Here is a 15777-nt window from a genome sequence, read left to right as displayed (position 1 = left end):
TGGCGCGCATGGCGAAGACGGCGCTCATCACCGGTGCGAGCTCGGGGCTCGGCGCGGAGTACGCGAGGCAGCTGGCGGCGAAGGGCGCAGACCTGGTGCTCGTCGCCCGCGACAGGCAGGCGCTCGAGCGCCTCGCGGTGGGCCTGCGCTCGACGTACGGCGTGGAGGTCGAGATCCTCGCCGCCGACCTGCTGAAGGCCCGCCAGCGCGAGAAGGTCGAGGCGCGCGTCGCCGACGAGACGCGGCCCATCGAGGTCCTCGTGAACAATGCCGGGTTCGGGCTGCCGCTGGCATTCGAGGCGAATGACATCGAGGACGAGGCCCGCCACCTGCACCTGCACGTCGAGGTGCCGATGCGGCTGACGCATGCCGCGCTGGGCGGGATGCTCGCCCGCGGCCACGGACGGATCGTGAACGTCGCGTCGGTCGCGGCATTCATCCCGCGGTCCACGTACGGCGCCTGCAAGGGCTGGCTCGTGAGCTTCAGCCGCTGGGCGAACGGACGCTACGGGCCGCGGGGCGTCACGGTGACGGCAGTGTGCCCCGGCTACACGCACACGAGCTTCCACGAGCGCCTCGGCCTCGCTCCGGGCGAGGAGGGGGTGTCCGACCTGATGTGGCTGGACGCGCGGGACGTGGTCGCGGAGTCCCTGCGCGACGCCGCCCGCGGCAGGGCGGTGTCGATCCCGTCCCGCCGGTACAAGGTGCTCGTCGCCCTCGCACGCTTCGCGCCGCCCTCGCTGGCGGCCCGCATCGGCGAGCGCGGGCGCTAGACGCCGGGACCGGCCGCGCGCGGCGGGCGCGGCATCCGGATAATCTGAAGTCATGACGCATACGGGCAACCCTTTCGGACAGGTGCTCGTCGCGCTCGTCACCCCCATGACGGCCGACGGCGAAGTCGACTGGCCCGCTGTCGAGAAGCACATCGACGACGTCATCACCGCGGGCGCCGACGGCATCGTCGTCACCGGCACCACCGGTGAGACGTCGACCCTCACCGACGCGGAGAAGATCCGCCTCGTGGAGGTCGGAAAGGATGTCGCGGCCGGCCGGGCGAAGATCATCACGGGCGGCGGGTCGAACGAGACCGCGCACGCGATCGAGCTCTACAAGGCCAGCGAGAAGGTCGGCGCCGACGCCATCATGATCGTCACGCCGTACTACAACAAGCCCACGCAGGCGGGCATCCTCACGCACTTCCGGCTCGTCGCCGACGCCACCGATCTGCCGGTGATCCTGTACGACATCCCGGGCCGGACCGGGGTGCCGATCAGATACGAGACGATCCTGCGCCTCGCCAAGCACCCGAACATCCTCGCCATCAAAGACGCCAAGGGCGACTTCAGCGAGGTGAGCCGCGTGCTCAACCAGACCGACCTCATGTACTTCTCCGGCGACGACGCCAACGTGCTGCCGCACCTCTCGATCGGCGCCACGGGCCTCATCGGCGTGACCGCGAACATCGCGCCCGCGCCGTACCGAGCCATCGTCGACGCCGTGAACGCCGGCGATCTGAAGACCGCGACCGCAGCCCACATGCAGCTGGAGCCGCTCGTGCGCGCGGTGATGACGCACGTTCCCGGCACCGTCTCGGCGAAGTACATCCTGCACGGCCTCGGCCGCATCGGGAGCCCACGCGTGCGCCTGCCGCTCGTGGGGCCCGAGGAGTGGGAGGCCGCCAAGATCGAGGACGAGCTCGCCCTCGTCACGGATGTGCCCGGCGCGGACTTCTCCAACTTCCGCCCCGACCGCAACGCCGCCGCCGGCGGTGCCCTGCCGAAGGTCTCAGGCACCACGAGATGACGACCGTGCCGTCGCCGATCGGGCGATGGCACGCTGATGAACGGATGCCGTGCATCCGGAGGAGGCTTCACAATGCCCACCACCCCGTACGACCCGCCCGAGCTCGCAGCCGGAACCCTCCGGGTCGTCCCCCTCGGCGGCTTGGGCGAGGTCGGCCGCAACATGACCGTCTTCGAATACGGCGGCAAGCTGCTGGTCGTGGACTGCGGCGTCCTGTTCCCCGAGGAGCACCAGCCCGGCGTCGACCTGATCCTGCCGGACTTCGAACCGATCAAGGGGCGCCTCGACGACATCGTCGGCGTCGTGCTCACCCACGGCCACGAGGACCACATCGGCGCGGTGCCGTACCTGCTGAAGCTCAAGAGCGACATCCCGATCGTCGGCTCCGGCCTGACCCTCGCGCTCACCGAGGCGAAGCTCAAGGAGCACCGCATCCGGCCGTACAGCCTCACGGTGGCCGAGGGCCAGCGAGAGCACCTCGGCCCGTTCGAGCTCGAGTTCATCGCGGTGAACCACTCGATCCCCGACGCGCTGGCTGTCGCCATCCGGACACCGGCGGGCACCGTGCTCGCGACCGGCGACTTCAAGATGGACCAGCTTCCGCTCGACGGGCGCCTCACCGACCTGCGGGCGTTCGCGCGGCTGGGGGAGGAGGGCGTGGATCTGTTCCTCGTCGACTCCACGAACGCGGACGTGCCGGGGTTCACCCCTCTGGAGCGCTCGATCGGACCCGTGCTGGATCAGGTCATCGGCAAGGCTCCGCGGCGGGTGATCGTGGCGAGCTTCTCGAGCCACGTGCACCGCGTCCAGCAGGTGCTCGACGCCGCGGCCGCCCACGGCCGCCGCGTGGCGCTCCTCGGCCGCAGCATGCTGCGCAACATGACCATCGCCGAAGACCTCGGCTACCTCCACGTGCCCGAGGGTGTGCTGATCGACTACAAGAAGGCGCGTGACCTCCCCGAGGACCAGATCGTCTACATGTCGACCGGCTCGCAGGGAGAGCCGATGGCCGTGCTCAGCCGCATGGCGAACCTCGACCACGCGATCGAGCCCGGGCCCGGCGACACCGTGATCCTCGCGTCGAGCCTCATCCCGGGCAACGAGAACGCCGTGTACCGCGTCATCGACGGGCTCACCAAGCTCGGGGCGACCGTCGTGCACAAGGGCAACGCCAAGGTGCACGTCTCGGGCCACGCAGCCGCCGGCGAGCTGCTGTACTGCTACAACATCCTGAAGCCGAAGAACGTGCTGCCGGTGCACGGCGAGTACCGCCACCTGATGGCGAACGCCCGCCTCGCGCAGGACACCGGGATCGCGGCCGAGCGCACATTCCTCGCCGAGAACGGCACCGTCATCGATCTCAAGGACGGCGACGCGCGCATGGTCGGCCAGCTCGACCTGGGCTTCGTCTACGTGGACGGATCGACCGTGGGCGAGATCACGGATGCCGACCTCAAGGATCGCCGGATCCTCGGCGAAGAGGGCTTCATCTCGGTGATCGTGGTCGTCGATGCCTCGACCGGCAACGTGATCTCGGGACCGGAGGTGCACGCCCGCGGCTTCGCCGAGGACGACGCCGTCTTCGAGGACGTCAAGCCCAAGATCGCCGCCGCGCTCGCCGAGGCCGCCAAGTCGGGCGTCCGCGATCCGCACGCGCTGTCGCAGATCGTGCGCCGTACGATCGGCCGCTGGGTGAACCAGTCGCTGCGTCGCCGGCCGATGATCGTGCCGCTCGTGATCGAGGCGTAGCCCCCTCGCTCAGGACCGGGTGTTCCGGGGCTGCGCTCTGCGCGCGTCGGAAGGCGATGCGTCGATCGGTCAGCGCCCGTTATCGCGTCGTAACGTGCGCGCCGTAGCATCGCCCTCGTGGCCTCTTCGTTCCGCATCCGTCCCGCCGTGTCGGCAGACGGCGTGTTCCTGGGCGACATGGTCGTCGAGGCGGCGAACTGGCGGCAGGGCGGCGCACGGCCGCGGCACGAGGTCATGAGCGGGGCGGATCACCGGCGCTACGTCTCCGGTTGGATGCGCCCGGGCGACGCCGGCTTCGTGGCGGAGGATCTGAACGGCGAGCCCGTGGGCGCCGCGTGGTATCGGATGCTTCCCCGCAGCGATCCGGGGTTCGGGTACGTCGGAACGGGTGTCCCGGAACTGATCATCGGCGTCCGCCCGATCTTTCGGGCCCACGGCGTCGGGCGGGCCCTGCTGCAGCGGCTGTGCGAGCACGCGGGCGCCCAGGGCTTCGCGCGCATCAGCCTGAGCGTCGAGCGCGGCAATTTCGCGTCGACGCTGTACCGCAGCGAGGGCTTCGCCGTGACGCAGAGCGGCTCGGGTCGCGACACGATGGTGAAGCGGCTGCGCTGATCCTGCGGGGCGCCCGCGGCGCGATTCGGCAGCTGTCCACGACGCCGCGCGTCGATGGCCGGGCGGCGTGGTTGCGCGGAAATGTCGGGCCGCCGCCGTAGCGTGGAGGGATGGCCAGGAGCTCAAGCCCGACCAAGGGTTCGCGCGCGTCTTCGAGCGCGTCGACGAGCGCGCGTTCGAACGCGTCGTCGACGGCTCGCAAGCCCGCAGCCGCCAAGCCGGCCCCCGCGCCCAAGCGCTACGTCGATCAGCCTGAGCGGCCCCCCGTCGTCGTGCGGGCCTGGCTCGGCCTCGCCCACGCGACCGGCGGCCTGTTCCGTGCTTTCGGCCCCGAGACGCTCGAGAAGGACCAGCGCCGCGACGGCTTCCCGTTCCTGCTGGTGCTGCTGGCGGTCGCCGGCGCCGTCAACGAGTGGTTCTTCATCGGCAGCGAGGTCGCGAAGACGATCAGCGCCTACTCGGTAGGCGCACTCATCGGCCGTGAGGCCTTCGTGCTGCCGGTGCTCCTGCTGATGCTCGCGGGCTGGATGTTCCGGCATCCCTCGTCGGTGCACGACAACGGCCGCGTCGGCATCGGCTTCGGGCTGCTGCTGGTTACGATCGCCGGTTTCTGCCATGTCGCCGGGGGTCGCCCTCAGCCGAGCGAGTACCTTCCCGCGCTGAGCGCGGCGGGCGGGCTGTTCGGATGGATGCTGGGCGAGCCGCTCGCCATCGTGCTGACCGACGTCGGCGCGTACATCGTCCTGTCGCTCCTGGCAGTCCTCAGCGTCCTGATCATCACCAAGACGCCGCCGAACCGCATCGGACGCCGTCTCGGCGAGCTGTACGCGTGGATGTTCGGCGCCGAGCCGCGGGAGGAGAAGGCGACGGATGCCGCCGCCGACGCCGCCCGGGAAGACGAGGGCGATCCGTCGATCCCGTTCTGGCGTCGCAACAAGACAGGCCGGGAGAAGGACCCTGAGGGCGGGCTCGGATCCCAGGACCTCACCGAGCTGCTGCCGGCGGGCTCGGCGCAGGGCGGATTCGAGCAGGCCATCGTGCCGCCTGTCACACCGCCGCCCGCGCCGGCTGCGGACGCGCTCACCGAGGTCATCGATCCCGCCGTGCTGTCGGCGGCCAAGGCGGCCACCTCGTCGCGCACGTCGCTGCGCGACGACGCACAGGTCATCGAGGACGACGGGACCCTTCCCGGCCTCGACGGCATCGGCTCGAGCACCGCGGTCGACTCGCCCTCGGCGCCCTACCGGCTGCCGTCCGTCAACGCGCTGGCGGCGGGCTCGCCGCACGTGGCACGCTCGCAGGCGAACGACGACACGGTGCGCGCGATCACCAGTGTGCTCGACCAGTTCTCGGTCGATGCGCGGGTGACGGGCTTCTCGCGGGGTCCGACAGTGACGCAGTACGAGATCGCGCTCGGCCCGGGTGTCAAGGTCGAGCGCATCACCGCCCTCACCAACAACATCGCGTACGCGGTCGCCTCGAACGAGGTGCGCATCCTCGCGCCGATCCCCGGCAAGAGCGCGATCGGCGTCGAGATTCCGAACATCGACCGCGAGATCGTGACGCTCGGCGACGTGCTCCGCTCGACCACCGCCACCAACCAGACGCATCCCATGACGATCGGCGTGGGCAAGGACGTCGGCGGCGGCTACGTGGTGGCCAACCTCGCCAAGATGCCGCACCTCCTGGTGGCCGGCTCGACCGGTTCCGGAAAGTCGAGCTTCGTCAACTCGATGATCACGAGCCTCCTGATGCGCGCCAAGCCCGCCGATGTGCGCATGGTGCTCATCGACCCCAAGCGGGTCGAGCTCACGTCGTACGCCGGTGTGCCGCACCTCATCACCCCCATCATCACGAACCCCAAGAAGGCCGCCGAGGCGCTGCAGTGGGTCGTGAAGGAGATGGACATGAGGTACGACGACCTCGCCTCCTTCGGCTTCCGCCACATCGACGACTTCAACAAGGCCGTCGTGGCCGGCGAGATCACCCTTCCGCCGGGCAGCGAGCGCGTGCTGAAGCCGTACCCGTACCTCCTCGTGGTGGTCGACGAGCTCGCCGACCTGATGATGGTGGCCCCGCGCGACGTCGAGGACTCGATCGTCCGCATCACCCAGCTCGCCCGGGCCAGCGGCATCCATCTCGTCCTCGCGACGCAGCGACCGTCGGTCGACGTCGTCACGGGTCTCATCAAGGCCAACGTGCCCTCGCGGCTCGCGTTCGCGGTGACCAGTGTCACCGACTCCCGCGTGATCCTCGACCAGCCCGGCGCCGACCGCCTGATCGGCCAGGGAGACGGCCTGTTCCTGCCGATGGGCGCCTCGAAGGCGATCCGCGTGCAGGGCGCGTGGGTGAGCGAGAAGGAGATCGAGTCGGTCGTCAAGCACGTGACGAACCAGGCGCGTCCCGAGTACCGCGCCGACGTGGCTGCCGTGGCCGAGAAGAAGGAGATCGACGCCGACATCGGCGACGATCTCGAGCTCCTGCTGGCGGCCGCCGAGCTGGTGGTGTCGAGCCAGTTCGGGTCGACGTCGATGCTCCAGCGCAAGCTGCGCGTCGGCTTCGCGAAGGCCGGACGTCTCATGGACCTCCTCGAATCGCGCGAGGTCGTCGGCCCTTCCGAGGGATCGAAGGCCCGGGACGTGCTCGTGACCGTCGAGCAGCTGCCGTCGGTGCTCGCGCGCATGCGCGGCGACGATGTGCCCGCCGCGGCGCCGGCAGCGCCCGCCGCTCCTCCCGCTGCACCCGCGGACGATCGGTACGGAACGGATGCCGTGGGCTCCCAGTACGACGGCTACCCCGTGGTCGAGGGCGAAGACGGCTCCGAGGACGCGTGGGGGCTCACCGGCCGCGACTGAGCGGCCGCGATCCATCGGCCGCGCTCGGGTGGGCTCGCCCGTGCCGTGGGCGCCGATAGGCTCGGGCCATGGCGATCCCCCGGCAGCTGCCCAACGCGATCACGATCGTGCGCATCCTGTGCGCGCCGGTCTTCCTGTGGATGCTCCTCGCCGACGGGGGAGCGGACGGGGCGCTGCGCTGGTGGGCCGCTGCGCTGTTTATCGTGGCGATCGCGACCGACGGGATCGACGGCTACCTCGCGCGCAAGCACGACATCGTGACCGATCTCGGCAAGCTCCTCGATCCCATCGCCGACAAGGTGCTCACCGGATTCGCGTTCATCGGCCTGTCGATCCTCGGCGAGCTTCCGTGGTGGATCACGATCGTCGTCCTGATCCGCGAGATCGGCATCACGGTCTATCGCTTCATGGTGGTGAGCGACCACGTGCTCGCGGCCGCCTGGATGGGCAAGCTCAAGACTCTCGCCCAGGGCGTCGCCCTGTCGCTCGCGCTCCTACCGCTGTGGACGCTCGTCGGCGACTGGATCTTCTGGGTCAACGGCGCGCTCATGACGATCGCTGTGGTCCTCACGATCGCCAGCGGCATCGACTACATCGTCACGGAGATGCGGGCTGCGCGCGCCAAGCGGAGCGGTGCGTGACGGACACCGCAGCCGGCCGGCCGGCGAGCGGGCGCGAGGCGGCGCCACCGGGAATTCCTCATGCTGCTGCGCTGCTGGGTCGGCTGGCCGGACGAGGCTGGTCGATCGCGGCGGCCGAGTCGCTGACGGGCGGGCGCGTCACGGCCTCGCTCGTCGATGTGCCGGGCGCCTCCGCGCACGTGCGCGGAGGGATCGTCGCCTACGCCACAGACGTCAAGGCCAGTCAGCTCGGCGTCGATGCCGCACTGCTGGCCGAGCGGGGACCGGTGGATCCCGATGTCGCCGCGCAGATGGCGCAGGGCGTGCGACGCGCTCTGCGCGCCGACGTCGGCCTCGCGACCACCGGTGTCGCCGGTCCTGATCCGCAGGACGGCCGGCCGGTCGGCACCGTCCACGTCGCCGTCGCGACGCCCGAGAGGGTCGTCGTATCGTCCCTCGCACTGTCCGGATCGCGCGACGAGATCCGCACGCAGGCCGTGCACCGGGTGCTCGAGCTCGCGCTCACCGTGGTCTGAGGCATCCGGGATCCGTCGCTCCGGCTCCGGGAACAGAAGGTGTTTCGTCTCGGTTACATTCGGTGATTCCCACCCATTGCCCAGTTGTCGGGATTAGATTGGCATCATCCGGTGCTGTACTGTTGGGCACCCGGAAGACGGTGGAATCAGAAGTGAGGAGGGGCCCTGATGATCCTGGTACGTCAAGAAATCGGTGAAGTGCTTCGTGATTTCCGCCAGCAGAAGGGGCGCACCCTCCGCCAGGTCGCCAGTCGCGCGAGTGTCGCGCTGGGCTATCTGAGCGAGGTCGAGCGCGGCCAGAAGGAGGCCTCGAGCGAGATCCTCGCCTCCGTGGCCGAGGCTCTGGACGTCCCCATCTCGACGATCATGCGCGAAGTCGGCGATCGCATCTCGGTGCTCGAGGGAATCCAGACGTTCCCCGACGTGGTCCCCGACGACCTGGTCGCCTCGGTCGACGCCGAGCTCTCCCTGCGCTGATCCGGCCTCCTCGCCTGCAACCGACCTCAGGGACCGACGATCGCCATGCGCCGCAGTGAGTTCGACCGCGCGGTCGCGGACGAATTCGGCGCGCGTGCCGGCGTCGTCGTGACCGATCTCTTCCTGTCGAAGGTCGGCGGACGCACCGCCGCGCAGGCGATCGCGGCGGGCGTCGACCCGCGCGAAGTCTGGCTCGCGCTGTGCGACGAGCTCGACGTTCCCGCCGAACGCCGCTACGGCGTCGGCCGCCTCGAGCCGCGTCGTCGCTGACCCGCTCCGCCCCCTTCTCGGCCGGGCCGCTCTGCGGCGTGTCATCGAATAAGTGTTCGATTACGGCGTAGGCTCCTGCACAGCAGGTGTCGAGAGCGTGTTTTCCACGGACGCGGACGGAGCGAAGACGGATGTCGGAGCCCCTCCCTAACGTGAACAGCGTCGAACGACACCTCACGCCTTGTCGCAGCATCCGTCCCACCGGGCCGGAGCGCGACAGCCTACAGGCGACGGAACGCGAGCATAGAGGAGCACGTCATGCCATCACCCGTTGACCGCGAGAAGGCCCTGGAATCGGCCCTCGCCCAGATCGACCGGCAGTTCGGGAAAGGCTCGGTGATGCGCCTCGGCAGCGACGAGCGCGCTCCCGTCGAGGTCGTGCCCACCGGCTCGATCGCCCTCGATGTCGCCCTCGGCATCGGCGGGCTCCCGCGCGGCCGCATCATCGAGATCTACGGCCCGGAGTCGTCGGGTAAGACGACGCTCACCCTGCACGCGATCGCCAATGCACAGCGCGCGGGAGGCATCGCCGCGTTCATCGACGCGGAGCACGCCCTCGACCCCGACTACGCGCAGAAGCTGGGCGTCGACATCGACGCGCTGCTCGTGTCGCAGCCCGACACCGGTGAGCAGGCGCTCGAGATCGCCGACATGCTGGTGCGTTCCGGCGCCATCGACCTCATCGTGATCGACTCGGTCGCGGCGCTCGTGCCCAAGGCCGAGATCGAGGGTGAGATGGGCGACTCGCACGTGGGTCTGCAGGCGCGCCTCATGTCGCAGGCGCTCCGCAAGCTCACCGGTGGTCTCAACCAGACCAACACCACGATGATCTTCATCAACCAGCTGCGCGAGAAGATCGGCGTGTTCTTCGGCTCGCCCGAGACCACCGCGGGCGGCAAGGCGCTGAAGTTCTACGCATCGGTGCGTCTCGACATCCGTCGCATCGAGACCCTGAAGGACGGCACCGAGGCGGTCGGAAACCGCACGCGCGTCAAGGTGGTCAAGAACAAGATGGCGCCGCCGTTCAAGCAGGCCGAGTTCGACATCCTGTACGGCGTCGGCATCTCGCGCGAGGGCAGCCTCATCGACTTCGGTGTGGAGCACGGCATCGTCAAGAAGTCCGGCGCCTGGTACACCTACGAAGGCGAGCAGCTCGGCCAGGGCAAGGAGAATGCCCGCAACTTCCTCATCAAGAACGCGGACGTCGCGGCCGAGATCGAGTCGAAGATCAAGACGAAGCTCGGCATCGGCGTCCCCAAGGGTGCCGTCGAGGGCTCGGTCGAGGACGAGCTCGCAGCGCGCCGGCCGGCCTGATGGTCCGATTCGTCGACAGCGGGGACGAGTCCGACGTCGAGACCGACGACGGACTCGCACCCGTGACCCCGCTCTTCGGCGGCGGGGGAGCACGTGCGTTCCCGAAGACCGCTGCCGAGGTGCAGCAGGCGCTCGAGGATCGCCTTCACACGCCTGTCGACGATTCGCCCTTCCCCGGCGCGGCAGCTGCGGCGAGGAGCGATCCGACCTCGGAGGGTGTCCAGGAGCGAGCCGAGCCCCAGGATGCCCCGCCGACGGCGGGGGAGGATGCCCCTCCCATCGACCTGGCCGCAGAGCGTGCGGACAGGACGCGCTCGCGTGGTCACAGCAGATCCCGCGAACCATTGGATGGCGACGCCGACGCGGCGGCGACTGCCGAGCGCGGTCTCGTGAAGAAGCTTCGCGGCAGGCAGCTGTCGGTGTCCGAGGCGAAGACGTACCTCGGCCAGTACGACCTCGACGGCGACGCCGTCGGTGCGATCCTCGACGCCTTCCTCGAGCGCGGCTACCTCGACGACGCACGCCTCGCCGAGCAGGTCGTGCACGCCGGAGTCGACCGCAAGGGGCAGGGGCGCCAGGTCATCGCCCAGAGCCTCGCCAAACGAGGCGTGCCTCGCGACGTGGCAGACGCCGCGCTCGCGGAGCTTCCCGACGACGACGCCGAGCGCGCACTCGAGTTCGCGCGGACGAAGGCCGGATCGCTGCGTGGGCTCGAACGCGACGTCGCACTGCGTCGCCTGGCAGGACAGCTCGCACGGCGCGGATACGGCGGCTCCCTGGCGTTGAACGCCGCGCGGACGGCGCTGGAAGAGACGACGCGTCCCGCCGGCCGCGTGCGGTTCGAAGAGCGCTGAGCGGGCGCCGGCGCACCCGTCCGACGTCGCCCGCCGTTCGCCGACGCGGCGGGCACGGCATCCGTCCAGACTCCCTGCCTGCGCGCGGCTCGTAGAATGGCGACATCATGTCTTCGCCTTCCGCTTCCCCGACTCTCATCGCGCCGTCGCCGGCCGCGAACGACGTCGATGGCCGTGCCCGCACCTACGAGGTGCGCACGTTCGGCTGCCAGATGAACGTGCACGACTCCGAGCGCCTCTCCGGTTCGCTCGAGAGCGCCGGCTACGTCCGCGCAGAAGCCGGCGAAGAGGCCGACGTCGTTGTCATCAACACCTGCGCCGTGCGCGACAACGCCGCAGGCAAGCTCTACGGCACGCTCGGCCACCTCAAGTCGCGCAAGGACAAGCACGACGGCATGCAGATCGCCGTCGGCGGATGCCTGGCCCAGATGGACAAGGACGTCGTCCAGCAGAAGGCGCCCTGGGTCGATGTCGTATTCGGCACGCACAACATGGGGTCGCTGCCGAGCCTGCTCGAGCGCGCGCGCCACAACGGCGAGGCCGAGCTCGAGATCCTGGAGTCGCTCGAGATCTTCCCGTCGACCCTGCCCACGAAGCGCGACAGCATCTACAGCGGCTGGGTGTCGATCTCGGTGGGCTGCAACAACACGTGCACGTTCTGCATCGTGCCCAGCCTGCGCGGCAAGGAGAAGGACCGTCGCCCCGGCGACATCCTGAACGAGATCCGCCTGCTGGTCGACGACGGCGCGATGGAGGTAACGCTCCTGGGTCAGAACGTCAACTCGTACGGCGTCGAGTTCGGCGACCGTCAGGCCTTCGGCAAGCTGCTGCGCGCGGCGGGTGAGATCGACGGCCTCGAGCGCATCCGTTTCACGAGTCCGCACCCGGCCGCCTTCACCGACGACGTCATCGACGCGATGGCCGAGACCGCGGCCGTCATGCCGCAGCTGCACATGCCGCTGCAGTCCGGCAGCGACCGCATCCTCAAGGCGATGCGCCGGTCGTACCGCAGCGAGCGGTTCCTCGGCATCCTCGACCGGGTGCGCGCCAAGATGCCCGACGCTGCGATCTCGACCGACATCATCGTCGGCTTCCCCGGCGAGACCGATGAGGACTTCGAAGACACGATGCGCGTCGTCGAACAGGCGCGCTTCGCGAGTGCGTTCACGTTCCAGTACTCGATCCGCGAGGGCACGCCGGCGGCCACGATGCCCGACCAGGTGCCGAAAGAGATCGTGCAGGAGCGCTACGAGCGCCTGATCGCCCTGCAGGAGCGCATCTCGCTCGAAGAGAACCAGAAGCAGCTCGGTCGCGAGGTGCAGGTGCTGGTCTCGATGGGCGAGGGCAAGAAGGATGCCGAGACGCACCGGCTCACCGGTCGCGCCGAAGACAATCGCCTCGTTCACTTCGAGGTGCCCACGGGGTCCGAGATCCCGCGGCCCGGCGACGTCGTCTCGGTCGTCGTGACGCACGCCGCGCCGTTCCACCTGCTCGCCGACGCACCGGACGGCGTGCCGCTGCGCATCCGCCGCAGCCGCTCCGGTGACGCGTGGGACCGTTCGCAGGCGGAATCCTGCGGCGTGCCGACACCGGCGGGCGACGCCGGCGCGCCGCGCGCGGTGTCGCTGGGACTGCCGACCCTCCGCATCGGCGGCTGACCCGACCGTGAGCGACGGCCCCTCCGCAGACGACGCTGCGGCCTTGCAGCCGCGGCTGTGGGCCGTGGTCGGCGCGACGGGGACCGGCAAGACCGCGCTGTCGCTCGATCTCGCCGAGGCGCTGGCCGTGCGCGGTCGAGGGGTCGAGATCGTCAACGCCGATGCGATGCAGCTCTACCGCGGCATGGACATCGGCACGGCCAAGCTCCCCGAGGCCGAGCGGCGCGGCATCCCGCACCACCTCTTCGACGTGCTCGAGGTCACCGACGACGCGGCCGTCGCCTGGTATCAGGATGCCGCGCGCACCGCGATCCGCGAGATCCACGGCCGCGGCGCCGATGCGATCCTCGTGGGCGGCTCGGGGCTGTATGTGTCGAGCGTGCTCTTCGACTTCCGCTTCCCGCCCCGCGACGAGCAGCTGCGGGCGCGTCTCGAGGGCGAGCTGGACGTTCACGGCCCCGGCGCCCTCTACGCCCGCCTGCGAGAGCTCGACCCGGCCACCGCGGCCAGGGTCGATCCCCGCAACGGACGCCGCATCGTGCGCGCACTCGAAGTGCTCGAGCTCGGAGAGCGCACGCACGGCGCGGCGCTTCCTGAAGAGCCGGTGCTGTGGCACGCGGCGACTCGCGTCGTCGGCGTGGCGGTGCCCCGCGACGAGCTGGTCGTCCGCCTCGACGCCCGCGTCGAGGCGATGTGGCGCGACGGGATCCTCGACGAGGTCCGCGCGCTGCGTGAGAGGGGGCTCGAGCGCGGCGTCACCGCGCGGCGCGCGATCGGCTACGCGCAGGCGCTCGCACAGCTGACCGGCGAGATGACCGAGGCCCAGGCGATCGCCGAGACCCAGGCGCTGACCCGCCGGTACGCCCGCCGGCAGGTCTCATGGTTCCGGCGCTATGACGCGCTGCGGTGGGTGGAATCCGGAGCGGATGCCGCTGGCCTGGCAGACTCGTCGGCATGAGCATCGCGATCCGGCCCTTCGAACTGGCCGACACCGAGGCTGTGGTGTCGCTGTGGCAGGCCACGGGCCTCACCCGCCCGTGGAACAACCCCTACCAGGACATCAACCGCAAGCTCTCGGTGCAGCCGGAGCTGTTCCTCGTCGCCGTCGCCGCCGGCGCGATCGTCGGCTCCGTCATGGCGGGATACGACGGGCACCGCGGATGGCTCTACTACCTCGCGAGCGATCCCGCCCGGCGAGGGGAGGGCATCGGACGCCGCCTCGTCGAGGTCGCCGAGGAGCGGCTCCTGGAGCTGGGCTGCCCCAAGGTGCAGCTGATGGTCCGCCCCGAGAACAACTCGGCGCACGGCTTCTACGGGGCGCTCGGCTACGAGACGTTCGAGACGTGGGCCACCGGAAAGCGTCTCATCGCCGACTGACAGGCGCCTCGAGCGCTCGCGTGCTGTCACGCGGCTCGTGATCGGCGGGCTCGGCGTCGATGCGGCCCCCGTTGTAGTACCTGCGCATACCCAGGCGCAGGCGACGCGTGAGCGGACCCGCCTCGCCCGTGATCGGCTCATGAGCGCTTCCCGTCGGATCGTCCGGCATCGCGAGACGAGCCCGCTCGGTCTCGTCGAGTGGTTGGTGGATCTCGACGTACTCGCCGCCCGGGAGGCGGACGATCCGCCCGGTCTCGTACCCGTGCCGGAGCAGGCCGGCGTCCTTCCGCTGCAGACCGAAGCAGACGCGGCGAGCGATCGTGAACGCCACGAAAGGCGCGACGATGAGCGCCACCTGCAGCGCGGTGATCACGTGCTCGATGCTGACCGAGAACGCGGTGGCGATGATGTCGGCGCCGCCCGCCGCCCAGAGGACACCCACGAACACGAGTCCGGCGACGCCGAGGCCGGTGCGCGTCGCCGCGAAGCGAGGCCGGTCGAGGAGGTGGTGGTCCCGACGGTCTCCCGTGACCCACTCCTCGAGGAACGGGTATGCGGCGACGGCGGCGAAGAAGGCGCCGACGACGGCGAGCGGGGCCAGGACCGCCATCGTCCAGGTGCGGCCGAGCCACACGAACTCCCAGCCCGGCGGCACCAGGCGCAGGGCGCCGTCGAGGAACCCGGTGTACCAGTCCGGCTGGCTTCCTGCACCGGCGTTGCCCGGGTCGGCGGGACCGTAGAGCCAGATCGGGCTCACCGTGACGGTCGCCGAGATCAGCAGCAGCAGCCCTGTGACGACGAGGAACAGCCCGCCCGCCCGGGTGGCGGCTGTCGGGACGAGAGCCACGCCGACCACGTTCTCGGGCGTGCGGCCGCGACCGGGGAACTGCGGCGGGCCATGCCGCCACGCCGCGAGGGCGCGGAGCGCGACGAGCGCGAGGAGCGCTCCGGGAAAGACCACGATGTGGAGCGGATACAGGTTCTCGATGATCCGGCCCGGAAACGCCCCGCCGAAGAGGACGGACGCGAGCCACGTGCCGATGACCGGGATGCCGAGGAGGATGCCCTCGACGATCCGCAGGCCGGTGCCCGACAGCATGTCGTCAGGCAGTGCGTAGCCGCTCCACCCGCTCGCAAGGGCGGCGATCAGCGCCAGGAGCAGCAGCACCCACATGGCACGCCGGGGCCGTCGGAAGGCGCCGGTGAAGAAGGTCGACACCAGCTGCACGGTGATCGCGGCGGGCAGGAGCAGTGCTGCCCAGTGATGCGCCTGTCGCAGGACCACGCCGCCCGGCACGTCGAACGTGACGTGCATCGTCGAGGCGAACGCCTTCGACACCTCGGTGCCGTGAAGGGGAGCGTACGACCCGGCGTACACCGTGCCCTCGCTCGACGGTGTGTAGAAGAACATCAGCAGGATGCCCGTCACCGTCACGACGACGAGGGACCCCAGCGTGACGGCCCCGAACACGTTGGTCCAGTGGGTGGGGACGCGGCGGCGACGGAGCTCCGCCCAGGTGCCGTCGATGCGGTGACCGAACACGGTGATGCTCCCGAGGCGCTCGGCGAGCCGGTCGGTCTGCGACCGGCGACGCCCGTCCTCGCCGCGAGCCCGGTCGGTCTCGATCGCGATGCCGCGCATGCTGTCTCCT

At 70.1% G+C, this 15777-nt stretch carries 15 protein-coding genes; 14 read left to right on the top strand and 1 reads right to left on the bottom strand.

The window, feature by feature from the left end:
- The first annotated feature begins 8 nt into the window (after window positions 1-8).
- From MRBLMI12_RS18375 to MRBLMI12_RS18310, 14 genes are all read left to right on the top strand, one after another.
- On the top strand, window positions 9-773 hold the full coding sequence (locus MRBLMI12_RS18375) for an SDR family NAD(P)-dependent oxidoreductase (protein ID WP_349427056.1): 765 nt from the start codon (window positions 9-11) through the stop codon (window positions 771-773).
- Window positions 774-825: 52 nt separating this feature from the next.
- On the top strand, window positions 826-1803 hold the full coding sequence (dapA, locus tag MRBLMI12_RS18370; protein WP_363357693.1) for a 4-hydroxy-tetrahydrodipicolinate synthase: 978 nt from the start codon (window positions 826-828) through the stop codon (window positions 1801-1803).
- 72 nt (window positions 1804-1875) lie between these two features.
- The gene (locus MRBLMI12_RS18365) at window positions 1876-3552 is read left to right on the top strand and encodes a ribonuclease J (RefSeq protein ID WP_363357692.1); all 1677 of its coding nucleotides are present in this window, start codon (window positions 1876-1878) and stop codon (window positions 3550-3552) included.
- 117 nt (window positions 3553-3669) lie between these two features.
- Window positions 3670-4164 carry a GNAT family N-acetyltransferase gene (locus MRBLMI12_RS18360; RefSeq protein WP_363357691.1) on the top strand — a complete coding sequence of 165 codons (495 nt, stop codon included), beginning with the start codon at window positions 3670-3672 and terminating at the stop codon, window positions 4162-4164.
- 110 nt (window positions 4165-4274) lie between these two features.
- Window positions 4275-7019 carry an FtsK/SpoIIIE family DNA translocase gene (locus MRBLMI12_RS18355; protein WP_363357690.1) on the top strand — a complete coding sequence of 915 codons (2745 nt, stop codon included), beginning with the start codon at window positions 4275-4277 and terminating at the stop codon, window positions 7017-7019.
- Window positions 7020-7087: 68 nt separating this feature from the next.
- Window positions 7088-7660 carry a CDP-diacylglycerol--glycerol-3-phosphate 3-phosphatidyltransferase gene (gene pgsA / locus MRBLMI12_RS18350; RefSeq protein ID WP_363357689.1) on the top strand — a complete coding sequence of 191 codons (573 nt, stop codon included), beginning with the start codon at window positions 7088-7090 and terminating at the stop codon, window positions 7658-7660.
- Between the two features lie 53 nt (window positions 7661-7713).
- Entirely contained in the window at window positions 7714-8175 is a 462-nt protein-coding gene (locus tag MRBLMI12_RS18345) for a CinA family protein (protein ID WP_349429117.1), read from the top strand.
- 168 nt (window positions 8176-8343) lie between these two features.
- A complete protein-coding gene (locus tag MRBLMI12_RS18340; protein WP_308869790.1) occupies window positions 8344-8652 on the top strand; it encodes a helix-turn-helix transcriptional regulator in 309 nt (102 codons plus the stop codon).
- A gap of 45 nt (window positions 8653-8697) precedes the next feature.
- Window positions 8698-8922: a DUF3046 domain-containing protein gene (locus tag MRBLMI12_RS18335; protein ID WP_349427062.1), complete on the top strand. Its 225-nt coding sequence runs from the start codon at window positions 8698-8700 to the stop codon at window positions 8920-8922.
- Between the two features lie 258 nt (window positions 8923-9180).
- Window positions 9181-10236, top strand: a complete 1056-nt coding sequence (gene recA, locus MRBLMI12_RS18330) for a recombinase RecA (protein ID WP_363357688.1) — start codon at window positions 9181-9183, stop codon at window positions 10234-10236.
- Window positions 10236-11090: a regulatory protein RecX gene (locus tag MRBLMI12_RS18325; RefSeq protein ID WP_363357687.1), complete on the top strand. Its 855-nt coding sequence runs from the start codon at window positions 10236-10238 to the stop codon at window positions 11088-11090. The genes recA and MRBLMI12_RS18325 overlap by 1 nt, the downstream gene beginning before the upstream one ends.
- Window positions 11091-11197: 107 nt before the next feature.
- Window positions 11198-12748, top strand: a complete 1551-nt coding sequence (miaB, locus tag MRBLMI12_RS18320; RefSeq protein ID WP_363357686.1) for a tRNA (N6-isopentenyl adenosine(37)-C2)-methylthiotransferase MiaB — start codon at window positions 11198-11200, stop codon at window positions 12746-12748.
- Window positions 12749-12755: 7 nt separating this feature from the next.
- Window positions 12756-13706: a tRNA (adenosine(37)-N6)-dimethylallyltransferase MiaA gene (miaA, locus tag MRBLMI12_RS18315; RefSeq protein ID WP_363357685.1), complete on the top strand. Its 951-nt coding sequence runs from the start codon at window positions 12756-12758 to the stop codon at window positions 13704-13706.
- The gene (locus MRBLMI12_RS18310; protein ID WP_349427067.1) at window positions 13703-14125 is read left to right on the top strand and encodes a GNAT family acetyltransferase; all 423 of its coding nucleotides are present in this window, start codon (window positions 13703-13705) and stop codon (window positions 14123-14125) included. Before miaA ends, MRBLMI12_RS18310 begins: the two co-directional genes overlap by 4 nt.
- Here MRBLMI12_RS18310 and MRBLMI12_RS18305 read toward each other — a convergent pair.
- Window positions 14112-15767, bottom strand: coding sequence for a cytochrome b (locus MRBLMI12_RS18305; RefSeq protein ID WP_363357684.1), 1656 nt, complete (start codon window positions 15765-15767; stop codon window positions 14112-14114). The genes MRBLMI12_RS18310 and MRBLMI12_RS18305 overlap by 14 nt on opposite strands.
- Window positions 15768-15777: the final 10 nt, after the last annotated feature.

The organism is Microbacterium sp. LMI12-1-1.1 (genome assembly GCF_040676455.1).
Classification (GTDB): Bacteria; Actinomycetota; Actinomycetes; order Actinomycetales; family Microbacteriaceae; genus Microbacterium.
This window is presented reverse-complemented; position numbering and strand designations above follow the sequence as displayed.